At 65.6% G+C, this 21365-nt stretch carries 18 protein-coding genes and 1 pseudogene; 10 read left to right on the forward strand and 9 right to left on the reverse strand.

Features of this window, described 5'->3' with window-relative positions; all coding sequences use genetic code 11:
- Positions 1-459 precede the first annotated feature (459 nt).
- The 3 genes from QA639_RS31505 to QA639_RS31515 all read left to right on the forward strand — a co-directional run bounded on the left by QA639_RS31505 (position 460) and on the right by QA639_RS31515 (position 3283).
- Complete coding sequence (locus QA639_RS31505; RefSeq protein WP_157346200.1) at positions 460-1074, forward strand: inner membrane-spanning protein YciB; 615 nt, start codon at positions 460-462, stop codon at positions 1072-1074.
- A 141-nt stretch (positions 1075-1215) separates the two neighbouring features.
- The gene (locus QA639_RS31510; RefSeq protein ID WP_063616519.1) at positions 1216-1542 is read left to right on the forward strand and encodes a hypothetical protein; all 327 of its coding nucleotides are present in this window, start codon (positions 1216-1218) and stop codon (positions 1540-1542) included.
- A 154-nt stretch (positions 1543-1696) separates the two neighbouring features.
- Positions 1697-3283 carry a FecR domain-containing protein gene (locus tag QA639_RS31515; protein WP_283087997.1) on the forward strand — a complete coding sequence of 529 codons (1587 nt, stop codon included), beginning with the start codon at positions 1697-1699 and terminating at the stop codon, positions 3281-3283.
- A 93-nt stretch (positions 3284-3376) separates the two neighbouring features.
- On the opposite strand, the gene QA639_RS31520 is transcribed toward QA639_RS31515, so the two are convergent.
- The 3 genes from QA639_RS31520 to QA639_RS31530 all read right to left on the reverse strand — a co-directional run bounded on the left by QA639_RS31520 (position 3377) and on the right by QA639_RS31530 (position 5099).
- On the reverse strand, positions 3377-4204 hold the full coding sequence (locus tag QA639_RS31520; protein WP_028332580.1) for a class I SAM-dependent methyltransferase: 828 nt from the start codon (positions 4202-4204) through the stop codon (positions 3377-3379).
- Between the two features lie 116 nt (positions 4205-4320).
- Complete coding sequence (locus QA639_RS31525) at positions 4321-4797, reverse strand: hypothetical protein (protein ID WP_028332581.1); 477 nt, start codon at positions 4795-4797, stop codon at positions 4321-4323.
- The gene (locus QA639_RS31530; protein ID WP_028332582.1) at positions 4794-5099 is read right to left on the reverse strand and encodes a nickel-binding protein; all 306 of its coding nucleotides are present in this window, start codon (positions 5097-5099) and stop codon (positions 4794-4796) included. Before QA639_RS31530 ends, QA639_RS31525 begins: the two co-directional genes overlap by 4 nt.
- Positions 5100-5265: 166 nt before the next feature.
- Between QA639_RS31530 and QA639_RS31535 the strand changes: the two genes are divergently transcribed.
- Entirely contained in the window at positions 5266-7071 is a 1806-nt protein-coding gene (locus QA639_RS31535) for a winged helix-turn-helix domain-containing protein (RefSeq protein WP_028332583.1), read from the forward strand.
- Between the two features lie 384 nt (positions 7072-7455).
- Here the strand turns inward: QA639_RS31535 and QA639_RS41805 are convergent.
- Both QA639_RS41805 and asd read right to left on the reverse strand, forming a co-directional pair.
- Positions 7456-7872: pseudogene (locus tag QA639_RS41805) on the reverse strand (NUDIX hydrolase); the annotation flags it as partial.
- 118 nt (positions 7873-7990) lie between these two features.
- Positions 7991-8860 (reverse strand): archaetidylserine decarboxylase, encoded by an 870-nt coding sequence (gene asd, locus QA639_RS31545; protein ID WP_028332585.1) that lies wholly within the window; start codon positions 8858-8860, stop codon positions 7991-7993.
- 34 nt (positions 8861-8894) lie between these two features.
- Here asd and QA639_RS31550 point away from each other — a divergent pair, with 34 nt between their 5' ends.
- Positions 8895-10559 (forward strand): aminotransferase class III-fold pyridoxal phosphate-dependent enzyme, encoded by a 1665-nt coding sequence (locus tag QA639_RS31550; RefSeq protein WP_157346214.1) that lies wholly within the window; start codon positions 8895-8897, stop codon positions 10557-10559.
- A 276-nt stretch (positions 10560-10835) separates the two neighbouring features.
- Here QA639_RS31550 and QA639_RS31555 read toward each other — a convergent pair whose 3' ends face one another.
- The 3 genes from QA639_RS31555 to QA639_RS31565 all read right to left on the reverse strand — a co-directional run bounded on the left by QA639_RS31555 (position 10836) and on the right by QA639_RS31565 (position 13474).
- Complete coding sequence (locus tag QA639_RS31555) at positions 10836-11453, reverse strand: hypothetical protein (RefSeq protein ID WP_016841638.1); 618 nt, start codon at positions 11451-11453, stop codon at positions 10836-10838.
- Between the two features lie 242 nt (positions 11454-11695).
- Positions 11696-12385: a class I SAM-dependent methyltransferase gene (locus QA639_RS31560; RefSeq protein WP_028332588.1), complete on the reverse strand. Its 690-nt coding sequence runs from the start codon at positions 12383-12385 to the stop codon at positions 11696-11698.
- Positions 12386-12418: 33 nt separating this feature from the next.
- Positions 12419-13474 (reverse strand): glycosyltransferase family 4 protein, encoded by a 1056-nt coding sequence (locus tag QA639_RS31565; RefSeq protein WP_028332589.1) that lies wholly within the window; start codon positions 13472-13474, stop codon positions 12419-12421.
- A 138-nt stretch (positions 13475-13612) separates the two neighbouring features.
- Between QA639_RS31565 and QA639_RS31570 the strand changes: the two genes are divergently transcribed.
- On the forward strand, positions 13613-14995 hold the full coding sequence (locus tag QA639_RS31570; RefSeq protein ID WP_157346218.1) for a TAXI family TRAP transporter solute-binding subunit: 1383 nt from the start codon (positions 13613-13615) through the stop codon (positions 14993-14995).
- A gap of 115 nt (positions 14996-15110) precedes the next feature.
- On the forward strand, positions 15111-15893 hold the full coding sequence (locus tag QA639_RS31575; protein ID WP_283087999.1) for a sulfite exporter TauE/SafE family protein: 783 nt from the start codon (positions 15111-15113) through the stop codon (positions 15891-15893).
- On the opposite strand, the gene QA639_RS31580 is transcribed toward QA639_RS31575, so the two are convergent.
- A complete protein-coding gene (locus QA639_RS31580) occupies positions 15824-17140 on the reverse strand; it encodes an acyltransferase family protein (protein ID WP_244978660.1) in 1317 nt (438 codons plus the stop codon). The two genes, QA639_RS31575 and QA639_RS31580, sit on opposite strands and share 70 nt — an antisense overlap.
- Positions 17141-17389: 249 nt before the next feature.
- On the opposite strand from QA639_RS31580, the gene QA639_RS31585 reads away from it, so the two are divergent.
- The 3 genes from QA639_RS31585 to QA639_RS31595 all read left to right on the forward strand — a co-directional run bounded on the left by QA639_RS31585 (position 17390) and on the right by QA639_RS31595 (position 21266).
- On the forward strand, positions 17390-18079 hold the full coding sequence (locus QA639_RS31585; protein ID WP_157346222.1) for a L,D-transpeptidase: 690 nt from the start codon (positions 17390-17392) through the stop codon (positions 18077-18079).
- 189 nt (positions 18080-18268) lie between these two features.
- Entirely contained in the window at positions 18269-19837 is a 1569-nt protein-coding gene (locus tag QA639_RS31590) for a DUF4403 family protein (protein ID WP_198400225.1), read from the forward strand.
- 214 nt (positions 19838-20051) lie between these two features.
- A complete protein-coding gene (locus QA639_RS31595) occupies positions 20052-21266 on the forward strand; it encodes an ABC transporter substrate-binding protein (RefSeq protein ID WP_028332595.1) in 1215 nt (404 codons plus the stop codon).
- The last annotated feature ends 99 nt before the right edge of the window (positions 21267-21365 follow it).

Consider the following 21365-nt stretch of genomic DNA (forward strand, 5'->3'; position numbering starts at 1 on the left):
CAAGCCTGACTTTTTCGGCCGGGAACCCCTTGCTAGCTTTGACGTTAATGCAGGCAGCGTTGTGAACCGAGGGAGTTTCCCCAATGGATTTCGCGAGTCCTCTGCTGAGCAAGCTGAGCATTGTGGCCGCGTACATCGCGTTAGCCTTCGTCGGCGCCATTATTCTCGGCGTGTTCTAGGACATTCGACAGGCATGAGTTCAGCGCCCGGCGGCCGCCCCCGCCGGGCGCTTTGCTGTTTTGCGTTCACTCCACCACAACTACAGTTCGACGATTGCGATGAGGGGCTCGAATGCGACGCGCGTGCAGGGGTGCGCCGTGCAACGGCGGGGTGAGTGATGCGAGTCGCCCTTCAGGCAATGGTTTGTATCTGCCCGGCGGTTGCTTCATGTGGGTCGCCGGACCCGCTATAAGAGCCGCATTGTCGAAAATGAATTGAACCGCGGGCGACTGGCAACCAATGAAGCACTTCCTCACCGCGGCCAGGCTGCTGGCGCTCGACCTGGCGTCGACCCTTGTCTTTCTTGTTCTGTTCCTGCTGACGCACAACACCGCGCTCGCGGTCGGCCTCGGCATCGCATTCGGCGTCGCGCAGATCGGCGTCCAGAAGGTGCGCGGCAAGCGGATCGACACCATGGAATGGCTCAGCCTGTTCCTGGTCGTCACTGCAGGCACCGCCACGCTGCTGACCCACGACCCGCGCTTCGTACTGTTCAAGCCGAGCGTGATCTACGCCATCGTCGGAGTCGTGATGCTCAAACCCGGCTGGCTCAACCGCTATCTGCCCGGGATCGCGCAGAAGGTCGTGCCCGATGTCGCCGTCAAGGTCGGCTACGCCTGGGCCGCCCTGATGTTCGTCTCCGCCGGTGTGAACGCCTTCGTCGCGCTGACCTGCGAGATCACGACATGGGCCGTCGTGATGCCGATCTTCGGCATCGTGAGCAAGATCGTGGTGTTCCTCGGCGGCTTTGCCGCGCTCCGCCTCACCGCGAGGCGCCGCATCCGCGCCATGCCGGAGGCCCAGCGCGAGGCTGTGCTCGCGCTCGAAGGGGCACCGGCGCCCGCGGCGCCGTAGCCCCCGACGGGGGTGTGGTCGACGAAACAGACGGCCCGCGCGACGAAACCATTTTGCCCCGGCGACGAAGAATTGCCGAAACCAAGCCTGCCTAGTGATGGCTTCGACAACGCGCTGCTTCGGCGCGATCACAAGGGGGACATGATGGCTTTCACCGCTTCCGCGCTTCGTCACGGCAAACTGCTGGCGGCAACCGCGTTCACGCTTGGTCTGCTGACCTCGGCGTCCTATGCCTACACCGACGAGCAGCAGCAGATGTGCACCAGCGACGCCATGCGGCTGTGCAGCTCGGAAATTCCCGACGTCGATCGCGTCACCGCCTGCATGGTCCGCCAGCGCGCGCTGCTCAGCGACGGCTGCAAGGCGGTGTTCCACTACGTGCCGCCGGCGGCTGCGCAACCCGCGAATTATGCGCCCGCGGCCAAGCCGGCGAAACCGCTCAATATCACTCCTCACAAGCGCGGCTAAGCAAAACCCCAACAGCGACCAGGCACCGCGCTTCCGACAACGGAGCGCGGTGCTTGATCGTTTCGGTCCGCCATGACAACAAGGCGGAATCGTTCATCCGGCATTCAGCCTGACGCGGCTCAATTGCCGTCCCCACTGCCTCCCCCGGGAATCGATGGCGATGCGCCGCAGCTTTCTCTTTGCGCTTCTGCTTGGCGCCGGCGTCACGATCGGTTGGCAACCAACGGCCAATGCCGCACCGGGCTTGACGCAGCTCGCACAGGCGCAGCCTGCACAGGCGCCCGCCCCGGCGCCGAGCGCGACGCCGGCTACGCCTGCTCCCGCAACACCCGCGCCTGCAACGCCGGCGCCGGCCGCGAGTGCGCAGCCCGCAGCGCCCGAGCCGATCGGCAACGTGGCAACACTGACAGGAACCGCGACCGTCACGCGCAACAACACCGCGACGCCGCTGCAGATCCGCGACGACATCTTCGCCAATGACGAGGTCGCGACATCAGCGACCTCCTCGCTCGGCATCACCTTCAACGACGGCACCACCTTCAACCTGCGCGCCAATGCCCGGATCACGATCGACAATTACGTCTATGAGGACGGCGGCCCGCAGAACAGCGCGCTGTTCAACGTCACCAAGGGAACGGCGGCCTTCGTTGCCGCCGCGGTCGCCAAGACCGGCGACATGAAGATCTCGACCCCGACCGCGACGCTCGGCATCCGCGGCACCACCGGCCTCGTCGAGGTGCCCGAAGGCGCCACCGCGACCAGCAGGAATGTCGGCATCAAGCTCTATCCCGACGCCGACGGACATGTCGGCCGCATCGAGGTCAACGACCGCAGCGGCGCCTCGCTCGGCGTGCTGACGCGCGGCGCGAGCGGCTTTGCGATTCGTCCGGGCACCGGCGGCGCCCGCTTCGCCGCGGTGCCGCTGACGATCTCGCCGCAACAGATCACGCGCGACCAGGGCTTTGTGCGCCAGGTCCATAGCGCGCAGACGCTGGGCCGTCAGGTCGTGACCGAGCAGCGCGACTTCCGCCGCGCCAATCCCGACTTCCGCAGGGCCAATCCGGCAGCGCCCTATCCGAACCGCGGCCAGCCGGTGCAGCCGAACCCGCAGCGCCAGAACGGCCTGCCGGGCCAGAACCGCAACGCCCCGCAGCAGCCGGGTCAGCAGAATCGTCCGGGCCAGATGCAGCAGCCCGGCCAGCCGAACCGTCCCGGGCAGCAACCGGGCACGCCTGGCCGGCAAGGTTCGCAGCAGCAACCCAGCACGCGGCAGCAAGGCGGCGCACAGCATGCGCTGCCCGGCCAACCCGGCGGCGCGACGCTACCGCACGCGCCCGGCGTCCAGACGCCAGCCGGACAACAGCCGGCGGGACAACAGCCAACGCGCCAAGCCCCCACGCAAGAGCCCGCGCGCCAAGGCGGCACGACGCAACCCGGCGGACAACAATCGCCGGCTCGGCAAGGCGGTCTGCAGCCCGGCCGCACCCAGGCCCCGGGCGGCGTGCGCCAACCAGGACAACCAGCGCCCCAGCCGGGTCAACCGGGCGCGCCGCGACAAGGCACCGCGCAGCCTGTGCCGCAGGCGCCCGGCCAGATGCGACCCGGTATCCAGCAAGCCGCACCGGGCGTGCGTCCGGGCATGCAACGGCCCGCGGTGCAGGCGCGGCCCGGCTTCCAGCAACGGCGCGCGCCGCCTCCGCCGCGCGGCGGGAAGCCTCCGCCCAGGGACAAGCGCCAGTAACCGAGCGATCGCAGCAATGTCGATCAAACGAGCGAATGGCGCCGGCGAGTTACGCCGGCGCCATACACAGATCGACCAATGGCGAGCGGCAGGTCAGCCGCGCCTGGTGATCACGGCCTCCAGATATTCGCTCGGGATCACCAGCGTGCCGTCCCTGGCGATATTGAACTGGTCCATCAGGCTGAACGTGTCGGCGGCGAGCAATTGCTGCTTGACCGGATCGATCGCTCCGAACGCCTTCAGCACCGGCCCGTAATAGGTGCGGAAGATCTCGAGGAAATGCTCGCGCGACCTGTAACGGAAATTGAAGTGCCTGCGCCTTGCATCAAGCGTCGCCTGCGGGCCGAACAAGGCGCCGAGATGCGCCTCGGTGCCCCACAGCGCGGGAGACTTCACGCCCGGCGCCGGCGGCACATACTTCCCGATGGTCTTGAACAGCTGGCCGATGAAGCCTTCCGGCGTCCAGCTTGCGAGGCCGATCTTGCCGCCGATGCGGCAGACGCGGCGCAGTTCATTCGCCGCCTGCTGCTGATCGGCGGTGAACATGACACCGAAGGTCGACAGCACGACATCGAAGCTGGCGTCGGCAAACGGCAGCTTCTCCGCGTCCGCTTCCTGGAACGTGACGGGCAGATGCTCCGCGGCCGCCCGCTCGCGGCCGCGCTCGAGCAACGCCGCGACGTAATCGGTCGAGACCACGTCGGCGAAGCGCCGCGCCGCGGCCAACGTCGCATTGCCGTTGCCAGCGGCGACGTCGAGCACCATTTGATTGCTGCGCAGGTCGACCGCCTCGCAGAGCATCTCGCCGACGATCTGGAGCGTGGTGCCGACGATCGCGTAGTCGCCCGAACTCCAGGTGGCTTGCTGGCGCGCTTTGACGGCAGCGAGATCGATGGTCGGCATTTCGGTCTGAACGTTCATGTGCATCTCCTTTGAAATGTGATGCGGCTCGCGGCGAGGCCGCCGGCTTCGCCGAGAGTCCGCGAGTTGCGCCAAAACGGCGTCGAGCGGTGCAATGACTTCAAATGTGCTGCGCACTACGTGCGGCGGTCGAGCAGGACCGGGATGGTCGATGCGGCAACTATGCTCCAGTCGGAGCGATGCCTGCAGCCGTGGCTGGCCTGCTGCGCCGGAGCTGCACGATGCTCCCGAACGACAGGTTCCTCCGCTCGGGTGAATACGGGTGAGGACAAACCCGCGATCACAAGCCCGAGCAGTGCGCTTCGCCCGATCGGCCGTGAGCAGCGGTTCCCGACGTCCTTCGACTGGCCGCCGGCCTCGCGCGGCATCAGGCGACTGGCCTGCCGCTCGCGATGGGCGAGCATGCCTGCGACCGATTGATTGACGATCCGGCGGATCCGCAAAAGCAGGAAGGAAAAATGCCTTCGTACCGGACTTGAAATGGATTCCATGAATGAAATCGACATAATTGTTTCCTTGATCGAAGTGTGATGGCGCTCCGGATCAGGTTTGGTCGGGATACGCCATGCGACGCCGCGCAGCGCAGGCGTCATTCGGCTGCAATGGGCGGTTGGACCGGATCACCGCGCACCACCACGGTTGCCGCGACCTTGTAGAATTCCTCGCCCGGCATGCCGACGCAGCGCGCATGCTCCCGGATCGAGTCACCGTCACGCGCCTCGTATATGCAGAATGTGCCGATGCGACCATCCGCCTCATGCACCACATAGCTGCGGATCCAGCGGACACGGTCCGGCATCTGCTCGTCGCCGATCCTGGCGGAGGTTGCGCCGGCGAGTTCCAGTTCGCTCATGTTCGCCCAGGCGCTCGGGCGGCGAATGACATAGAGTTCCATCGAAATCTCCTCGGTTGCGGCTGTTGAACAGCAGGCTGCGCTCATGGCGAGCCACGATGAGCTATAGGCGCTGTCGATGCCGACTGTCCTTACCGCGGACTGATCATTGCCTGATCTTTGTCTGATCCTTGCCTGAACCTTTTCCGCCGAGCCCCAACTCATACACATGGCATTCTCATTTGGACTGTTCGAGCTTGATGAAGCTGGACGCGTGTTGCTGTGCGCGCGCCAAGAGGTCCCATTGCAGCCGCGTGTGTTCGATCTGCTGATCTATCTGGTTCGACACCGCGACCGGGTCATCTCCAAGGAAGAACTCCTCGAAGCCGTCTGGCCGGATGTGACGGTCACCGACAACTCGCTGCAGCGGGCGGTGAGTGCGTTGCGCGCCGCGCTGCGCCACGGCGGCATGGACGGCGCGATCCGAAATCTGCCGGGCAAGGGCTATCGCTTCTTCCTCGAGTCCGAGATCCGGCAGCCGGAACGCATCGCCCCCAAGCAAGTCGATGGCACCGTCGGTGCAATCGGTCTCGCCCGACGCGCAGCGGCCGGACAATTGTGGTTGCAGGCAGCGACCCTGTTCGCGAGCGCGGATGAAAGCGGCCAGCTCAGCCCTGAAGATCTGCACGATTGGGCGCTTGCCCTGCAGTGCCTCGGCAGGGCCACGGCAGCAATTCCGATTCTGGTTCGCGCGGTCGGCGCACGCAGCCAGGCCGGTGACGCCGCAGGCGCCACGGTCGATGCGATAGCACTCTCGGCTTTGCATTTCGAAAGCGGCCAGGCCGCGATCGGAAAGGGCTGGCTCGCGCGGGCCGAGGATTGGGCTTCAACGCTCGACGATCCTCCGACGACGGCCCTGGTGTTATGGATGAAGTCGAAGCTGGCTGCTTTCGATGGCGAGCCGGAACAGGCACTCGCGTTGGCCGACGCTGCCTACACCGCCGTCAGATACAAGGATGCGATCAATATCGAAGCGCTGAGCCTGGCCTATCGCGGCTTCTATCGGCTGTGCCTCGGCGACACACACGGAGGACTGTCCGATCAGGACCATGCCGCCGCAGTTGCCCTGTCCAGCAACAATCTGGACCCGATCATGGGCGGCAACCTCTACTGCAACATCCTCTGGGCGGCCCGGATGTTCGGAGATTGGGCACGCGCCGACCAGTGGACGCGGAGCTACCAGAACTTCTGCTCGGGCAGCGGCATGGAATTGACGGGCTCGTGCCAGCTGCACCGTTCCGAGGTGCTCGGCATCCGAGGCTCGCTCGACGAAGCGCTGGCGCGCATTCAGGACGCGCTCGCGCGCCTGACCAGCGATGCGCCCTGGTCTCTTGGCGATGCCAACCGAGTGCTGGGCGATATTCAGGCGGCGATCGGCAATGACGACGCAGCGCTCGAAGCCTATGACAGGGCTTACACGCTGGGCTGGTGCCCGGAACCGGGCCGCGCCATGCTGCTGCTCGCGAGAGGCGAAGCGGAAGCCGCCTATGCAAGCCTCGAGCGGAGCCTGATCGGCAAGACTTGGTGGACGCTGCAGCGACGCGGAATCCTGCTCGCGCATCTGGCGCTGGTTGCCGCGCACACGCATCGGACCGTTCGAGCGAAGGCATTGATCTGCGAACTGTCGGGAAGTCCGGATCGCTGGCCGATGCCCTCGATCCGCGCGCTCACCAACGAAGCACAGGCGATCCTCGCGCTTTCCCGGCAGGATCACGAAACAGCCATGCGGCACCTTCATCTCGCCCGCCAGTTGTGGTCCAGCATCGAAGGGCGGGTTCAGATCGTGCGGCTGAGGCTTCAGATCTCCAGCCTCCAGCTGGAGCATGGAGACGTTCGCGGTGCCATGGCTGAAGTTCATGCGGCACAGCTTCTGGCGCGTGACCTGGGCTCGCCCAAGCGTCTTGCCGAGTGTCTTGCCTTGCAGCGTGACATTGACGCCTGGCAGCCAACGGCCCGACGTCAGATGTGCGGGTGATCACGCCGCGCGGCGCAGCCAGTCGCGCACGCGTTCGATCAGATTCTTGCGCGGCGTGGGCTGAGGTGCCGCGGCGGCCGGCACGACCTCGTGCACGAATGGCGGCGCTTGTTCAGGGACGACCGTCTCGGCGCCCCGCTCGGTCTCGGCAGCTGCATCGGGTGCGGCCGCCGGATCCTCTTGCGGCGCCATGCCGGGCGGATCGGGTTTGCTTTGCACCAGCGGCGGCTGATCGATGGCCGGCGTCTCCGCCGGCGTAGCCGCATCGGCAACATCAGGCGCGTCGGCGACCTCCTGCTCGTCGATGACCTGTGGCACAGCGACTCCGCGAATCCGCCGGCGCTCTGCGGCCACGGCCCTCGCCCGTGCGCGCCGCTCGCGCTCGGCGAGCGCCGCGGCCTGCAGCGCGATCGGTCCGACATTTTCCAGGAACGCGCGCTCATAGCCGCGCGACAGACGCTCGAGTGCCTCATCGAGCGGCAGCCAGTCCACCTCGCGGATGTCGCTCATCAGCGCCCGCACCGGCTTGCCGCCGGCATCCATGCGCCAGTAATGCACCACCTTGGATCGGCCGCCTGAATCATAGACCAGCGTGCCGAGGAATTCGTGCACGTCGACGTCGTGGCCGGTTTCCTCCAGCACCTCGCGCTCGGCAGCGGCGCGCGGCGTCTCGCCGTCGTCGAGCTTGCCTTTCGGCAACACCCATTCATTGCGCTTGCGCAGGCGCACGACGGCAAAGCGCGGCGGTGTCTCCCGCCGCAGCACAATGCCTCCCGCCGCCAGAACAGGCGTCCGCGCCATCTCGTGTCCATCAGGTTTGCGATTTAGGATCGTCGCACGACGATCCCTGCTATTCTACGCATGATCTCGAAAAGTGGAAGCCGGTTTTCCTGCTCAAACGATGAGCGCGATGCGCAGATCAGATCGCAGGCTTTCGCAGCAACGGTTCGCCGCATTTGATCCGCGTTCCCTCCGCGACGTTGTCGCAGAATTCGAAATTGCCGGGCGCCAGCACGATGATCGTCGAGCCGTGTTCGAACCAGCCGAGTTCGTCGCCCTTCTTCACATGCGCGTTACAGGAAAAATCCACCGGGCCTCGCGACTGCGCGTTCAGCGTGATATCGAGGAAATGCAGGCGGAGACTGGCGACAAGGATCGCCGCGACCGGAACCAGCGTCAGCGCCTCGCCGGCTGGAAGCTTGGCGCGCAGCACCGCGCGCTCATTCTTGCAGAACAGTCGCTCGATCCGCTTTAGCGCGATCGGATTGACGTTCCAGACGTCGCCATGAATGAACGTCACCTTGTCGATGGCAAGATCATAGGGCGCGTGGAAGCGGTGATACATGCTCGAGGTCAGCCGCAGCGTGACGAAGCGGCCGTTCCGGTGCTGCTCCACCAGCGCCGGATCACCGACCAGATCAAGCAGCGAATAGGGCGCGCCCTTGACCTGGAACAATTGCCCGTCCTCGATCCGCCCATGCGCGCCGATGATCGCGTCCGACGGGCTCGCGATAATGGCGGGATCGGCCGCTGCGGGGCGCAGGCCGGGCTTCAGCTCGCGGGTGAAGCAGTCATGCAGGCTCCTGAACTCGGTCTTCTTGGCCTCCGACAGATCGAGGTCGGAGAACAGCTTCCAGCAGGCGATCGAGGCGTCGCGCACCAGGGGGTTCTCGACCTTGGAGAACCAGCCCATGAAACGGGTCAGCGCGGCCCGCGGAATCCGGTTGGTGAGCAGGAAATTGAGGTCTTCCTGCTGGGTGAATGCCGAGATCAGGCCCTTGACTGTCATGAATCTGTTAGGTGCTGAGGCTAGCGCTTCTGTCATGGAAACATCCCTTCCGATTCTCTCGCTGTCCGCCGCCGCGCTTGCCGGCGCCGCCGCAGCCTTCCCCAAAATTCAGGCCCGCATCGCGCTGTCGCGCGCCAAGCACCGCTCGCTGACCGGACATTCCAAAATGTCCAAGATGGTTGCGCGGATGGTCCCGCACTACGAATTCGACATCGACGACTTCTTCCGCTCCGACGGTGCGCCGAAGGACGTCGCGATGCAGCGCCAGGACGGCTTCTTCCGCCTCGCCGGCCTCTACGGGGATCGCTACCCCAAGGGCCGCGCGCTGACCGCCGAGGTGACGGAGCGCATCTCCGATCTGCAGTTCACCGAAACCTACCGCGTGCCGTTCCAGTACAGCCGCCTGGTGCGCGAACATCTCGGCACCTCGGCGTTCGTCGAGGCCTCCAGCGGCGTCACCGTCACCGACGTCGACGGCAATGTGTTCTACGACCTGACCGGCTCCTACGGTGTCAACATCTTCGGCAACGACTTCTATAAGGAATGCATCGCCGAGGGTGAGAAGCGCGCCCACGCGCTCGGCCCCGTGCTCGGCCCCTACCACCCGATCATTGCCGACAACGTCAAACGGCTGTGCGAGCTGTCCGGCCTTGATGAGGTCTCGTTCCATATGTCCGGCACCGAGGCCGTGATGCAGGCGGTGCGGCTCGCGCGCTACCACACCAAGCGGAAGCGCCTCGTGCGTTTCGCCGGCGCCTATCACGGCTGGTGGGGCGACGTGCAGCCCGGCGTCGGCAATCCGGTGTCGCCGCACGAGACCTTCACGCTCGCCGACATGTCGGAGAAGACGCTGCACGTGCTGCGGACGCGCAACGACATCGCCTGCGTGCTGGTCAACCCGCTGCAGGCGCTGCATCCGAATTCCAACGCGCCCGGCGATTCCGCGCTGGTCGACTCCTCGCGTTCCTCCAGATACGACCGCGCGGCCTACACCGAATGGCTGAAGAAGCTGCGCGAGGTGTGCACCGAACGCGGCATCGTCCTGATCTTCGACGAGGTGTTCGTCGGCTTCCGCCTCGCCGCCGGCGGCGCCCAGGAATATTTCGGCGTCAAGGCCGACATGGCGACCTACGGCAAGAGCCTGGCCGGCGGGCTTCCGGTCGGCGTGGTGTGCGGCCGCAAGGATTTGATGCGGCGCTTCCGCGACGACCGCCCGGCCGACATCTGCTTCGCCCGCGGCACCTTCAACTCGCATCCCTATGTGATGACGGCGATGGACGAGTTCCTGAGCCGGCTTGCCAGCCCGAACTTCCGCTCGATCTACAACGGGCTGGACGAGACCTGGAACGGCCGTGCCAAGGCGCTCAACGACCGGCTCAAAGCCGCCAGCCTTCCGGTTCGGGTCGGCAACATCTCGTCGATCTGGACCGTCTATTACACCGAGCCGTCCCGCTACAACTGGATGCTGCAATACTATCTGCGGGCCGAGGGACTGGCGCTGAGCTGGGTCGGCACCGGCCGCCTGATCTTCACCCTCAACTACACCGACGCCGACTTCGCCGAGGTCAGCGACCGCTTCGTCGCGGCAGCCGAGAAGATGAAGCGCGACGGCTGGTGGTGGCACAAGGCCGGTCTCACCAACAAGTACATCAAGCGGCAGATCCTGAAGGAGATGGTCGCCGTGAGGTTCGGCGGCTGAGGGCTGGCGCTGTTCCTCCGCCCCCTCGCCCCGCTCTTGCGGGGAGAGGGCTGGGGTGAGGGGCTGCATCCACAAAATCGGAAATGGACGGACTCGCGGTGAGCCCCCCTCACCCGGATCGCTGACGCGATCCGAGCTCTTCCCGCATGCGGGGCGAGGTAAAGTGCGCGTGGGATCAAAAAGGCTCAACGAGAAAGTATCCGCTGTGGTCCTAAGAACGTAGATGCCCGGGACGAGCCCGGGCATGACGCAGTTTGAAGACGCTGGGAGCAACGATCAGGCGTGCTTGACGTGCTTCTCGAGACCCGGATCGATCAGTTCGCCCTTCATCAGAAACAGCGGCGCCTTGTGATAGAGCTTCAGGTCGTTGAAGGGGTCGGTGATGATCTTGGTCATCCAGACGAGGCCGGTCTCGACGTCGCGGATGAAGAACAAATGGATGGTGCGGAACAAGAGGCCGCCGACGCCGACCACGAGCCAGATCTTGGCCACCTGGCGGGTGAAGTCGCCCATCGTGACCCAGGGCTTGAACAGGCCGAACAGCGTCGGATCGAAGTACAGCACCATCGGCGACAGCGCCCAGATCGCCATCAGCACGACCTTGCGCTGCAGATTGTAGCCGACCTTGATGTCTTCCTTGTGCTCGTGGGTCGCCTGGTTGACGTGGTCGTAGCCCTTCGGCTCGAAGAAGAAGTGACCGGCCTGACGCGAGGTCATCGAGACCAGCCAGCCGACCAGCGCCGACACGACCGGATCGAAGAACAGCATCACATAGGCAAACAGGAAGCTCAGCGCGCTGACGAAGTGCAGGCTCTGGTTGATCCGGCTGTGATGGTAGAAGCGATGGTCATCCCAACGCTGGGTACGCAGCTCTTGCAGGAAATTCTTGATCATTGGTTCCCCCAACATCTTTCGGAACAGGATTTACAGGGATTCGATGTATCGCGTGTGACATCATCATAATGACATATGACAATGCGGAGCGACGCCTTGACGCAACCGGAGCAGGGTCTCGCCTCATCCCGACGAAATCTGCGGGGATCAGGCGAAGGAGATCGTAGCCTCCCGGCTTGGGGTGCGCTGTGCGCTACCTTACCCGGGAGGTGCGGCGGGCCGGGCCGCCCGGCCGGGCCACCTCAGGCGGCTTTGGCGACATCCGCCTTGCGGAAGCGGACCAGCGAGAAGTGGCCGAGCGGCGGAATCAGGCGACGCTCCGCGAGCTCCATGCCGCGCGCGCCCGCGAGCCATTTGGTGTAGCGCGACCAGGCGAATTCGGCGGTCCGGAACCCGAGCGGGCGCACCACCGGTTGCAGCTTCTGCTCGATGAAGCGGCGCACGCCGGCATCGGCGCTGACGCGGGTCAGGATGATCAGTTCGCCGCCCGGACGCACCACGCGGGCGAACTCGTCGAGCGCGGCTTCCGGGTTCGGCACCGCCGACAGCACGTACTGCGCCATCACCACGTCGAACGAGTTGTCGGGGAATTCCAGCTTCTCGGCGTCCATCACCGCGAGGCCCTCGACATTCTTCAGACCCCGCTCCGCGACCCGCTTCTTGGCCTTCTCCAGCATCGCTTCCGAGATGTCGGTGCCGAAGATGCGGACGTTCTGGCTATAGAGCGGCAGCGAGATGCCGGTGCCGACACCGACCTCGAGCACCCGGCCGCCGATCTTGTTGGTGGCCTGGATCGCGGCCTGCCGGCCCTTGCTGAACACACCGCCAAACACGAGGTCGTAGATCGGCGCCCAGCGGTCATAGGCCTGCTCGACCGTCTCGCGGTCGAAGTCCATGGAACGGTCGGCACCCAGCTTGATGATTTCAGCCATAGATCGTCTCTCGTCTCTCGTTCGATTGAGCTGTTAATTCGGAACCGCGCTGCGGCCGGCAACGCGACGGGCGGGCCGCGGCGCGCGGCTCGGCTGCAACGTGGCCAGATTGCCGATGAACTGACGCGCACTGTTTTCCCAGGAACGCTCCAACGCAAAATTGCGGCAGTCCGCGCGCGACATCGTCAGCGCGCGCAGGCAGGCGCTGCGCAGGTCGTTGTCGATCGCGCCGATCGGATGGTTGGCGATGACGTCCTTCGGGCCGGTGACCGGGAATGCCGCGACCGGCGTGCCGCAGGCCAGAGCCTCGAGCTGCACGACGCCGAAGGTGTCGGTCAGGCTCGGGAACACGAAGACGTCGGCGGCGGCGAGGTGCGAGGTCAAATCCTGCCCCTTCTTCTCGCCAAGGAAAATCGCGTCGGGATATTTCTGTTCCAATGCCGCCCTTTGCGGGCCGTCGCCGACCACGACCTTGGAGCCCGGCAGGTCCAGCGACAGGAAGGCGTCGAGATTCTTCTCCACCGCGACGCGGCCCATGGTCATGAAGATCGGCCGCGGCAGATCGAGCACAGCCGGCTGGTCCGGATTGAATATCCTGGTGTCGACGCCGCGGGTCCAGAAGCCCAGCCTGCGGAAGCCGCGCTCGGCGAGCTCGCTGCGCAGCGAGTCGGTCGCGACCATCGTCATCGACCCGGCGGCGTGGAAGTGGCGCAGCACCGCATAGCCGACGCTGTCGGGAATGCCGGTACGAACCGAAACATATTCCGGGAAGCGCGTTGTATAGGATGTGGTGAAGGCGAGCTTGTTGCGCTGGCAATAGCCGCGCACCGCCCAGCCGATCGGCCCTTCGGTCGCGATGTGGATCGCCTCGGGCGCAGCCTCCTCGATCCGGCGCGCGATCTCGCGGCGGTTCGGCAGCGCCACGCGCAGGCCCGGATAGGTCGGCACGCCGACCGAGCGGAAACCGTCGGGAGTGAGGAATTCGATCTCGGCGCCGAGCCCGGCTGCGCTGCGCGCAAGCGACGTCAGCGTCCGGACCACGCCGTTGACTTGCGGATGCCAGGCATCGGTCGCAACGAGTATGCGCATTGCAGGAGATCCAAATCGTTAATCTTGATTCTGCTCGCACGACGTTCTGACATGGATGTTTCAAACGTATGACGTCATCGAAATGTTAGGTTGTTTTTCACGGCAAACGGCCGGTTTTTCGTGTAACGTGACAGCTAGATGTCAGAGCAGAGTGAAAATCCCGGCGCCAAGCGCCGCAGGCTCAGGAGACGAAACTCGTCGCTGCTGATCCTTGCGGCTGGCATGCTTGTGTTCGGCCTCGCCGCCGGCTCGCTGTATTACGCGCTGCGTCCGGTGACGCTCGCGATCGCGGTCGGCCCGACCGGCAGCGAGGACGTCAAGCTGATCCAGGGCTTCGCCCAGGTCTTTACGCACGACGGCAGCTCGGTGCGGCTGAAGCCGGTCACGACGCAGGGCTCCGCCGAGAGCATCGCACTGTTCACGGCGAACAAGGTCGACCTCGCGGTGGTGCGCGGCGACCTCGATCTGCCCGCGAGCGCCGAGTCGGTTGCGATCCTGCGCAAGAATGTCGTCGTGCTGTGGGCGCCCTCGGGCGCCAAGGGCAAGCGGCGGTCCGCGAAGATCAAGAGCATCGACGACCTCGCCGGCCACAAGGTCGGCGTGGTCGGCAGCACCCAGGCCAATGTCACGCTGCTGCGCGTGATCCTGACCGAGTCCGGCGTCAACCCCGACAAGGTCGCGGTCAGCCAGTTCGCCGTCAACAAGATCGCCGACCTCGCGCGCGATCCCTCGCTCGATGCCTACATGACCGTCGGCCCGCTCGACAGCAAGGTGACGGCGGAAGCGATTACGGCAACGGCGGCGGCGCGCGGCGAGCCGGTCTTCCTCCCGATCGATGTCTCGGAGGCAATCGCGCAAAAGCATCCGCGCTATGAGTCCGAGGAGATCGCCGGCAGCATCTTCTCGTCGTCGCCGGCGCGGCCCGAGGACAAGGTTGAGACCGTCAGCGTCAATCACCTCATCATCGCGCAACATGCGCTGAGCGAGGCGACCGTCGGCGCGCTCGACCGGCAGCTGTTCACGCTGCGCCTCCAGGTCGCGCGCGATCTGCCGGCGGCGGCAAAGATCGAGAAGCCCGACACCGATAAGGACGCCGCGCTGCCGGCGCATCAGGGCGCGGCCGCCTATATCGACGGCACCGAGCGCACCTTCCTCGAAAAATACTCCGACTACATCTGGGGCGGCATCCTGCTGCTCTCCGGCCTTGGCTCCGCCGGCGCCTGGCTGCGCCACTACGTGAAGCGCGACGAGCGCGAGCACTACATCACCCATCGCGACAATCTGCTGACGCTGATCTCGCAGGTGCGCGGCGCCGAGACGCCGGAACAGCTCGCGGCCATGCAGGGCGACGCGGATGCCCTGTTGCGCGAGGCGCTCGACTGCTACGACGACGGCGCGATCGAGGAAGGCGACCTCTCGGTGATCGGGCTGACGCTCGAGCAATTCCATCACGCCGTCTCCGACCGCCGCGCCGTGATCAACGGCGACAAGCCGGGCCTGCCGCGGATGCGCGCCGGCTAGGCCGCGTGCACGCCGAATTGCACCGAGAGCAATGTGCACCGAGAGCAATGTTTGGATTGCGCGTGCAGGCGCGCGTGGCCATGTTGAGTACGACCACAACGCTTCGCACGACACCATGATCACGTCCATCGTCGCTGACCTGCCCGGGCCTTTCGTGCTCGCGGTTGCCTTCGCCGGCGTCTTCCTGATCACCTTCATGAAGGGCGCGTTCGGCGGCGGATTTGCCATCGTCGGCATCCCGCTGCTGTCGCTGGCGATGGACCCGATCGCGGCGGGCGCGCTGCTGGCACCGTTGTTCGTCGTCATGGACGTCACCGCGCTGCGATTCTGGCGCCCGAGCACGTGGTCGCGCATCGATCTCGCGATGCTGCTGCCGGCGCTCGTCGTCGGCATCGGCCTCGGCTATTTCGTGCTGCGCGATCTCGACCGGCATGCCGTCGAGATCGTGATGGGCGTGGTGACGCTGGTGTTCGCCGCGCTGTGGTTTCTCGGCGGCGGCGAGATCAAGCCGCGTCCGCGCTCGACGTTCAAGGCGACGTTCGCCGGCCTGTCCTCCGGCGTCACCACGATGGTGGCCCATTCGGGCGGGCCGCCGCTTGCGATCTATCTGCTGCCGCTCGGCATGTCGAAGGCACTCTACGCCGGCACCACCAGCCTGTTCTTCACGGTCGGCAACCTCTTGAAGGCCGGCCCGTGGCTCGTGCTCGCCACGCCGTCGCGCAGCCTATGGATGCTGATGGCGCTTTGCGTGCCGGCGGTACCGGTCGGCGTCTGGGCCGGATGGCGGCTGCACGAACGTCTCGACCAGCGCGCGCTGTACCGTGCCTGCTACGCCATTCTGGTCATCACCGCCGCCAAGCTGCTGTGGGACGGATCGGCCGGATATCTCGGCTCCTGAACAGCGAAAGTGCTGGCTCCTCGTCGAGAGGATTGCCTGCTGCGGACGGCGCTCGCGGCAACGGCAAGAGGCGCAATGTCCTGGCGCGGCGCGGCCGCATCGTCGGGCGCAAGGCGCTCGCGCGCCACGAAGGAGAAGCGGCTGCGCAGTTTCAGGATCGGCTTCTCGATCCAGTGCCAGGAGAACACGGCGAACAGCGTGATCAGCAGCAGCGCGATCGCGAACTGGACGATCACGGGCGCGTGCGGCAGCCATACCCGCACCACCTGCTGCACCGGAAAGCCGTAGAGATAGATGCCGTAGGAATAGTCGCCGCGCGAGATCAGCGGCAGCCGCGGCAGCTTCGAGACGCCGAGATAGGCGGTGATATAGACCAGCGCCGGGGCAATCAGCAGATTGAGCATCGGCTGGCTCATCCAGTCCGCCGGACCAAGCAGCGCGGCGCCCGCGCAGAGCGCGCAGCATCCGGCGAGAAGCCATCCGTTGTAGGGAATGCGGCCACGATAGAGATAGATCGCGATGCCGAGCATGAACGCGACCGGCAGCTTCGCGCCGCGTCCGAGGAACGGCGCCGTGCTGAAGATCCTGTCATGCAGCGTGCCGGCGACCCCGGCGGGAAGTTGCGACGATTGCGCACTATGACCGGTGAGTGCGAGCGCAAGGCCGATGCCGACCAGCACGAGCGCACCGAGCACGATGAGCGGCGGCTTGCGCAACAGGCCGAACAGGATGAACACCGTCATCAGCGCGTAGCAGCCATATTCGAACGGCACCGTCCACAGCGAGCTGTTGACCTCCGGCGCGGGATTGCCGCTGAACACGCCGGGCAGGACGTAGTTCACGAGGCCGATGATGTTGGTGAAATATTTGTAGGTGCCGAAATTGTTGAAGTAGTCGTGCAGCGGCAGCGCGGTGAAGATCGGCCCGAGGATCAGTGCCGACAGCACGATCTCGACCGCAAGCGCCGGAATGATCCGCATGCCGCGATTGGTGAGAAATTCCTTCAGGGAGAGCCGCAGGCCGCTCGCCGCGATCAGAAAGCCGCTCAGCGCGAAAAACATCACGAGAATGGCGTAATGCGGAAACCAGGAGATCCACGCCTGCTCGCCGTCGCCACTGCCGCTCGCGACATAGGGCGCGTGCGCGGCGACGACGGAAATCGCCAGTGCAATGCGGAGAAAATCGAACCCGGGGCCGAAACCCTTCTGCCGATCCAGCATGCTGCCGATCGTGTGCCCCAGCATCATTTCCACTCCATTCCGAAACAATGCGCTGGGACAGCAAGCACCGTGCCAGGAGGACTGTCTTGCGGCGGGCCCCCCCTTCCCGGCAACCCGGTCTTAACCGTGCGACGAAACACGCACGAAACAATTCCCTAACGGCACGAAACCATTTTGGCGATTTCGTGCAAACGTCCTGAAACGCCTCACCTGTACTTCTTTGACCCAACGACGCGCCGGAACTGGCGCGCAGGGCGCAAACAACAGGGGTCGACAATGTTCAATTCCATCAAGCTGAACTCGCGTCTCGCTGCCGCCGCCTTCGGCGCGCTGGCGATTGGTACCGTCGCTTTCGCAGATTCCGCCGCGGCCGCACCGCTGCCGATGTTCCCCTTCATCCTGACGCCGCCGACCCAGGCGGTGCAGCCCCCGGTGCAGTCGATGCCGCAGGTGCAGGAGGAGGACCGCTCGGTCGAGTTGCCCGCCCGCCTGCGCCGCCAGGTCGTCGCCTATCCGACGCGCGAGGCGCCCGGCACGATCATCATCGATACCCCGCACACCTATCTCTATCTCGTGCTCGGCAACGGCCAGGCCATGCGCTATGGCATCGGCATCGGCCGCGACGGCTTCACCTGGTCGGGCACCCAGACCATCACCAAGAAGGCGGAGTGGCCGGATTGGACGCCCCCGCCGGAAATGATCGCCCGACAGCCCTATCTGCCGCGCCACATGGCCGGCGGCCCCGGCAATCCGCTCGGCGCCCGCGCCATGTATCTCGGCGGCACCATCTACCGCATCCACGGCACCAACGCGCCGGAGACGATCGGCACCCGCGTGTCCTCCGGTTGTCTGCGCCTGACCAATGAAGATGTCTCCGACCTCTATTCGCGGGTCAGCGTCGGCACCAAGGTGATCGTGCTGCCGATGACCGACCGCCGCGCCGATCTCGGTTCGGCCGTCCGCTAAGTCCCGCCCTTCCAAGGCATCCCTAACAAAGGCGTCCTCGACAACGGCTCCGGCACCTCGCGCCGGGGCCGTTGCCGCGTTCATCAACCTTAACGCCTTCCGCCCCTGAAGCAGCTTGATCCCGCCACACTGGCGCCCTCGTCAGGGGGCCTGTACAACCCGTCAAGTTGATTTTCATCCGGGGGAATGATGCGTCTACCGATGCATCCAAGGACGATAGCGCTCGGGATCACGGTGGTGCTGATCTCGTTCGTGATCAGCCTCAAGGCAATGGACTGGCTCGCGCCGAGCGTCACCGTGCAGAAGCCGAAGCTCGCAGAGCTGCCGCCGCTGCCGCAGGCGCCGCGTTCATCGACGATCGTGGCGCAGGTCTCGGTCGCGCTGTCGGCGATCCGCGACGCCGCCGAACGCGGCGCGCCGAAGACCTTCGGCGGCAAGGCCGACAACCCGGTCCAGCAAATCCTGCAAAATGCCGACATCGGCTGGACCGCATCGCGCGGGCAGATCGCGGCCACCGGCGCGCAGGACGTGCTGACGCTGACCACCCCGATCAACGGCACGCTCAAGGTCACCGGCGCGTTGTCCGCCAAGGCAACCGGCGCGGTCAACGACGCGCTCGGCAGCCTGCTCGGCGGCAATGTCGCCAAGCAGATCGGCGCCGTGAACATCAAGAACATCAACGCCAACGCCGAGATCAAGGGCAACGTCACCCTCACCGCGCGCCCGAAGCTCGGCGCATCCTGGCGGATCGAGCCGAACCTGCAGGCACAGGTCAATCTCGGCGACACCAGCCTGTCGACGGCCGGCGTCCGCATCAGCGTGCCGGCCCAGGTCAAGCCTGTCATCGACAAGGCGGTCGCCGACCAGATTGCCGTGGTCGAGGCCCGATTGCACAACGACCCGGTGTTCCAGAACAATGCTCGCGCGCAATGGGCCAAGGCCTGCCGCTCGATCCCGCTGCAAGGCACCGGCGGCACCACCTCGATGCCGCCGATGTGGCTCGAGCTGCGACCGACCCGCGCGATCGCCGCGCAGCCGAAGGTCGATGCGTCCTCGCTGATCCTGACGATGGGGATCGAGGCCGAAACGCGGATCACGGAGGCACAGACCACCCCGAACTGCCCGTTCCCCGAAAAACTCTCGATCGTGCCGCCGATGGCGAGCCAGGTCGCGATCGGCCTGCCGGTCGACCTGTCCTTCACCACGCTGAGCCAGCTGGTCGAGGCGCAGCTCAAGGGCAAGACCTTCCCCGAGGACGGCTCCGGTCCGGTCGACGTGACCGTCAAGAGCGCGAGCATCGCCGCCTCCGGCGACCGGCTTCTGATCTCACTCCTGGTGCACGCCAAGGAAAAGGCCAGCTGGTTCGGGCTGGGCGCCGAGGCGACCGTGCACATCTGGGGCCGGCCGCGGCTCGACCAGCCGTCGCAGACGCTGCGGCTGACCGACGTCGAGCTGGCGGTGGAATCCGAGGCCGCGTTCGGCCTGCTCGGCGCCGCCGCGCGCGCGGCGATCCCGCACATGCAGCAGACCCTCAACGACCGGCTGGTGGTCGACCTGAAGCCATTCGCGACCAACGCGCAGCGCAAGGTCGCCGCCGCCATCGCCGACCTGCAGAAGAACGAGGAAGGCATCCGCATCGACGCCGAGGTCAACAGCATCCGGCTGGCCGGGATCGACTTCGATTCCAAGACGTTGCGGGTGATCGTGGAAACCGACGGCAGCATCAAGGCCGCCGTCACCGCGTTACCGGCGCTCTGACCGGCGCAGCGAGACCTGTACCCCGTGACCCGGATTGCCGCGCAATCCGACCTCTCCCCGCAAACGGGGCGAGGTAACAAGGCCCTCCGCTCGCGCGTTCCATCCGCCCCTGCCCTGCCCATGCTCAAAAAGTCGTCTTTGCGACAGCTTGCCGCAGCGGCTAGAACGCCCGGTGGAAGCAACCCTCAACGAAAAAGTCAGGGAGAAAAACACGATGAAAACACTCTTGGCCGCAGCGGCGGCCGGCCTCGCGCTCGCGGTCTCAGCGACCGCGGCGAACGCCCAGATCTCCGACGATGTCGTCAAGATCGGCGTGCTCACCGACATGTCGAGCCTCTATGCGGACGCCACCGGCAAGGGCTCGGTCGCCGCCGTCGAGATGGCGGTCGCCGATTACGGCGGCAAGGTGAAAGGCAAGCCGGTGCAGGTGATTGCAGCCGATCACCAGAACAAGCCCGACGTCGGCGTCAACATCGCGCGCAATTGGTACGACAACGACAAGGTCGACGCGATCCTCGACGTGCCGACCTCGTCGGTCGCATTGCCGATCTCGGCGCTGACGCGCGAGAAGAACAGGATCAACATCAACTCGGGCGGCGGCTCATCCGACATCACCGGCACCGCCTGCTCGCCCAACACGGTGCACTGGACCTACGACACCTATGCGCTGTCGAACGTCGCCGGCAAGGCGATGGTCAAGCGCGGCGAGGACACCTGGTTCTTCGTCACCGCCGACTACGCCTTCGGCATGGCGCTGGAGCGCGATGCCGCCAATGTCGTCAAGGAAAGCGGGGGCAAGGTGCTGGGCGACGTGCGTCATCCGCTCAACTCGTCGGATTTCTCGTCCTTCCTGCTGCAGGCGCAGGCCTCCAAGGCCAAGGTCGTGGCGCTGGCGAATGCCGGCGGCGACACCACCAACGCGCTGAAGCAGGCTTCCGAGTTCGGCCTGACCCAAGGCGGCCAGAAGATGATCGCGCTGCTGCAGGAGATCACCGACACGCATTCGCTCGGCATCAAGGCCACCCAGGGCCTGATCGTCACCGACGCCTTCTACTGGGACATGAACGACGAGACCCGCGCCTTCTCGAAGCGCTTCAACGAGAAGGTCGGCCATATGCCGACCATGATCCAGGCCGGCCTCTATTCGGCGACCATGCATTACCTGAAGGCGATCGAGGCCATCGGCACCGACGAGGCGCCGAAGGTGATGGCCCAGATGCGCGCCACGCCGGTCAACGACTTCTTCGCCAAGAACGGCCATATCCGGATTGACGGCCGCATGGTGCACGACATGTATCTGTTCGAGGTCAAGAAGCCCGAGGAATCCAAGGGCGAGTGGGACCTCTACAAGCTGATCGCCACCGTGCCCGGCGACGAGGCGTTCCGTCCGCTCGACAAGGGCGGCTGTCCGCTGGTGAAGTCGAACTGACGGCTACGCCAGACCGGATCGCATCTAGCGATGCGATCCGGTCTCTCCGCGCAAGCCGAGCTATAGCAGACGGAATCCCGCGGCTGCCAATGCCGTGCC

It is taken from the genome of Bradyrhizobium pachyrhizi, from assembly GCF_029714545.1.
GTDB lineage: Bacteria > Pseudomonadota > Alphaproteobacteria > Rhizobiales > Xanthobacteraceae > Bradyrhizobium > Bradyrhizobium pachyrhizi.

Bases quoted from the DNA above. Each gene is read 5' to 3' on its own strand.
- QA639_RS31505 (WP_157346200.1), top strand. From the start codon at position 460: ATGAAGCACTTCCTCACCGCGGCCAGGCTGCTGGCGCTCGACCTGGCG.
- QA639_RS31530 (WP_028332582.1), bottom strand. From the start codon at position 5,099: ATGGAACTCTATGTCATTCGCCGCCCGAGCGCCTGGGCGAACATGAGC.
- QA639_RS31560 (WP_028332588.1), bottom strand. From the start codon at position 12,385: ATGGCTGAAATCATCAAGCTGGGTGCCGACCGTTCCATGGACTTCGAC.
- QA639_RS31570 (WP_157346218.1), top strand. From the start codon at position 13,613: ATGTCAGAGCAGAGTGAAAATCCCGGCGCCAAGCGCCGCAGGCTCAGG.
- QA639_RS31585 (WP_157346222.1), top strand. From the start codon at position 17,390: ATGTTCAATTCCATCAAGCTGAACTCGCGTCTCGCTGCCGCCGCCTTC.
- QA639_RS31555 (WP_016841638.1), bottom strand. From the start codon at position 11,453: ATGATCAAGAATTTCCTGCAAGAGCTGCGTACCCAGCGTTGGGATGAC.
- QA639_RS31510 (WP_063616519.1), top strand. From the start codon at position 1,216: ATGATGGCTTTCACCGCTTCCGCGCTTCGTCACGGCAAACTGCTGGCG.
- QA639_RS31595 (WP_028332595.1), top strand. From the start codon at position 20,052: ATGAAAACACTCTTGGCCGCAGCGGCGGCCGGCCTCGCGCTCGCGGTC.
- QA639_RS31580 (WP_244978660.1), bottom strand. From the start codon at position 17,140: ATGATGCTGGGGCACACGATCGGCAGCATGCTGGATCGGCAGAAGGGT.
- QA639_RS31520 (WP_028332580.1), bottom strand. From the start codon at position 4,204: ATGAACGTTCAGACCGAAATGCCGACCATCGATCTCGCTGCCGTCAAA.
- QA639_RS31535 (WP_028332583.1), top strand. From the start codon at position 5,266: ATGGCATTCTCATTTGGACTGTTCGAGCTTGATGAAGCTGGACGCGTG.
- asd (WP_028332585.1), bottom strand. From the start codon at position 8,860: ATGACAGTCAAGGGCCTGATCTCGGCATTCACCCAGCAGGAAGACCTC.
- QA639_RS31590 (WP_198400225.1), top strand. From the start codon at position 18,269: ATGCGTCTACCGATGCATCCAAGGACGATAGCGCTCGGGATCACGGTG.
- QA639_RS31565 (WP_028332589.1), bottom strand. From the start codon at position 13,474: ATGCGCATACTCGTTGCGACCGATGCCTGGCATCCGCAAGTCAACGGC.
- QA639_RS31515 (WP_283087997.1), top strand. From the start codon at position 1,697: ATGGCGATGCGCCGCAGCTTTCTCTTTGCGCTTCTGCTTGGCGCCGGC.
- QA639_RS31575 (WP_283087999.1), top strand. From the start codon at position 15,111: ATGATCACGTCCATCGTCGCTGACCTGCCCGGGCCTTTCGTGCTCGCG.
- QA639_RS31550 (WP_157346214.1), top strand. From the start codon at position 8,895: ATGGAAACATCCCTTCCGATTCTCTCGCTGTCCGCCGCCGCGCTTGCC.
- QA639_RS31525 (WP_028332581.1), bottom strand. From the start codon at position 4,797: ATGACGCCTGCGCTGCGCGGCGTCGCATGGCGTATCCCGACCAAACCT.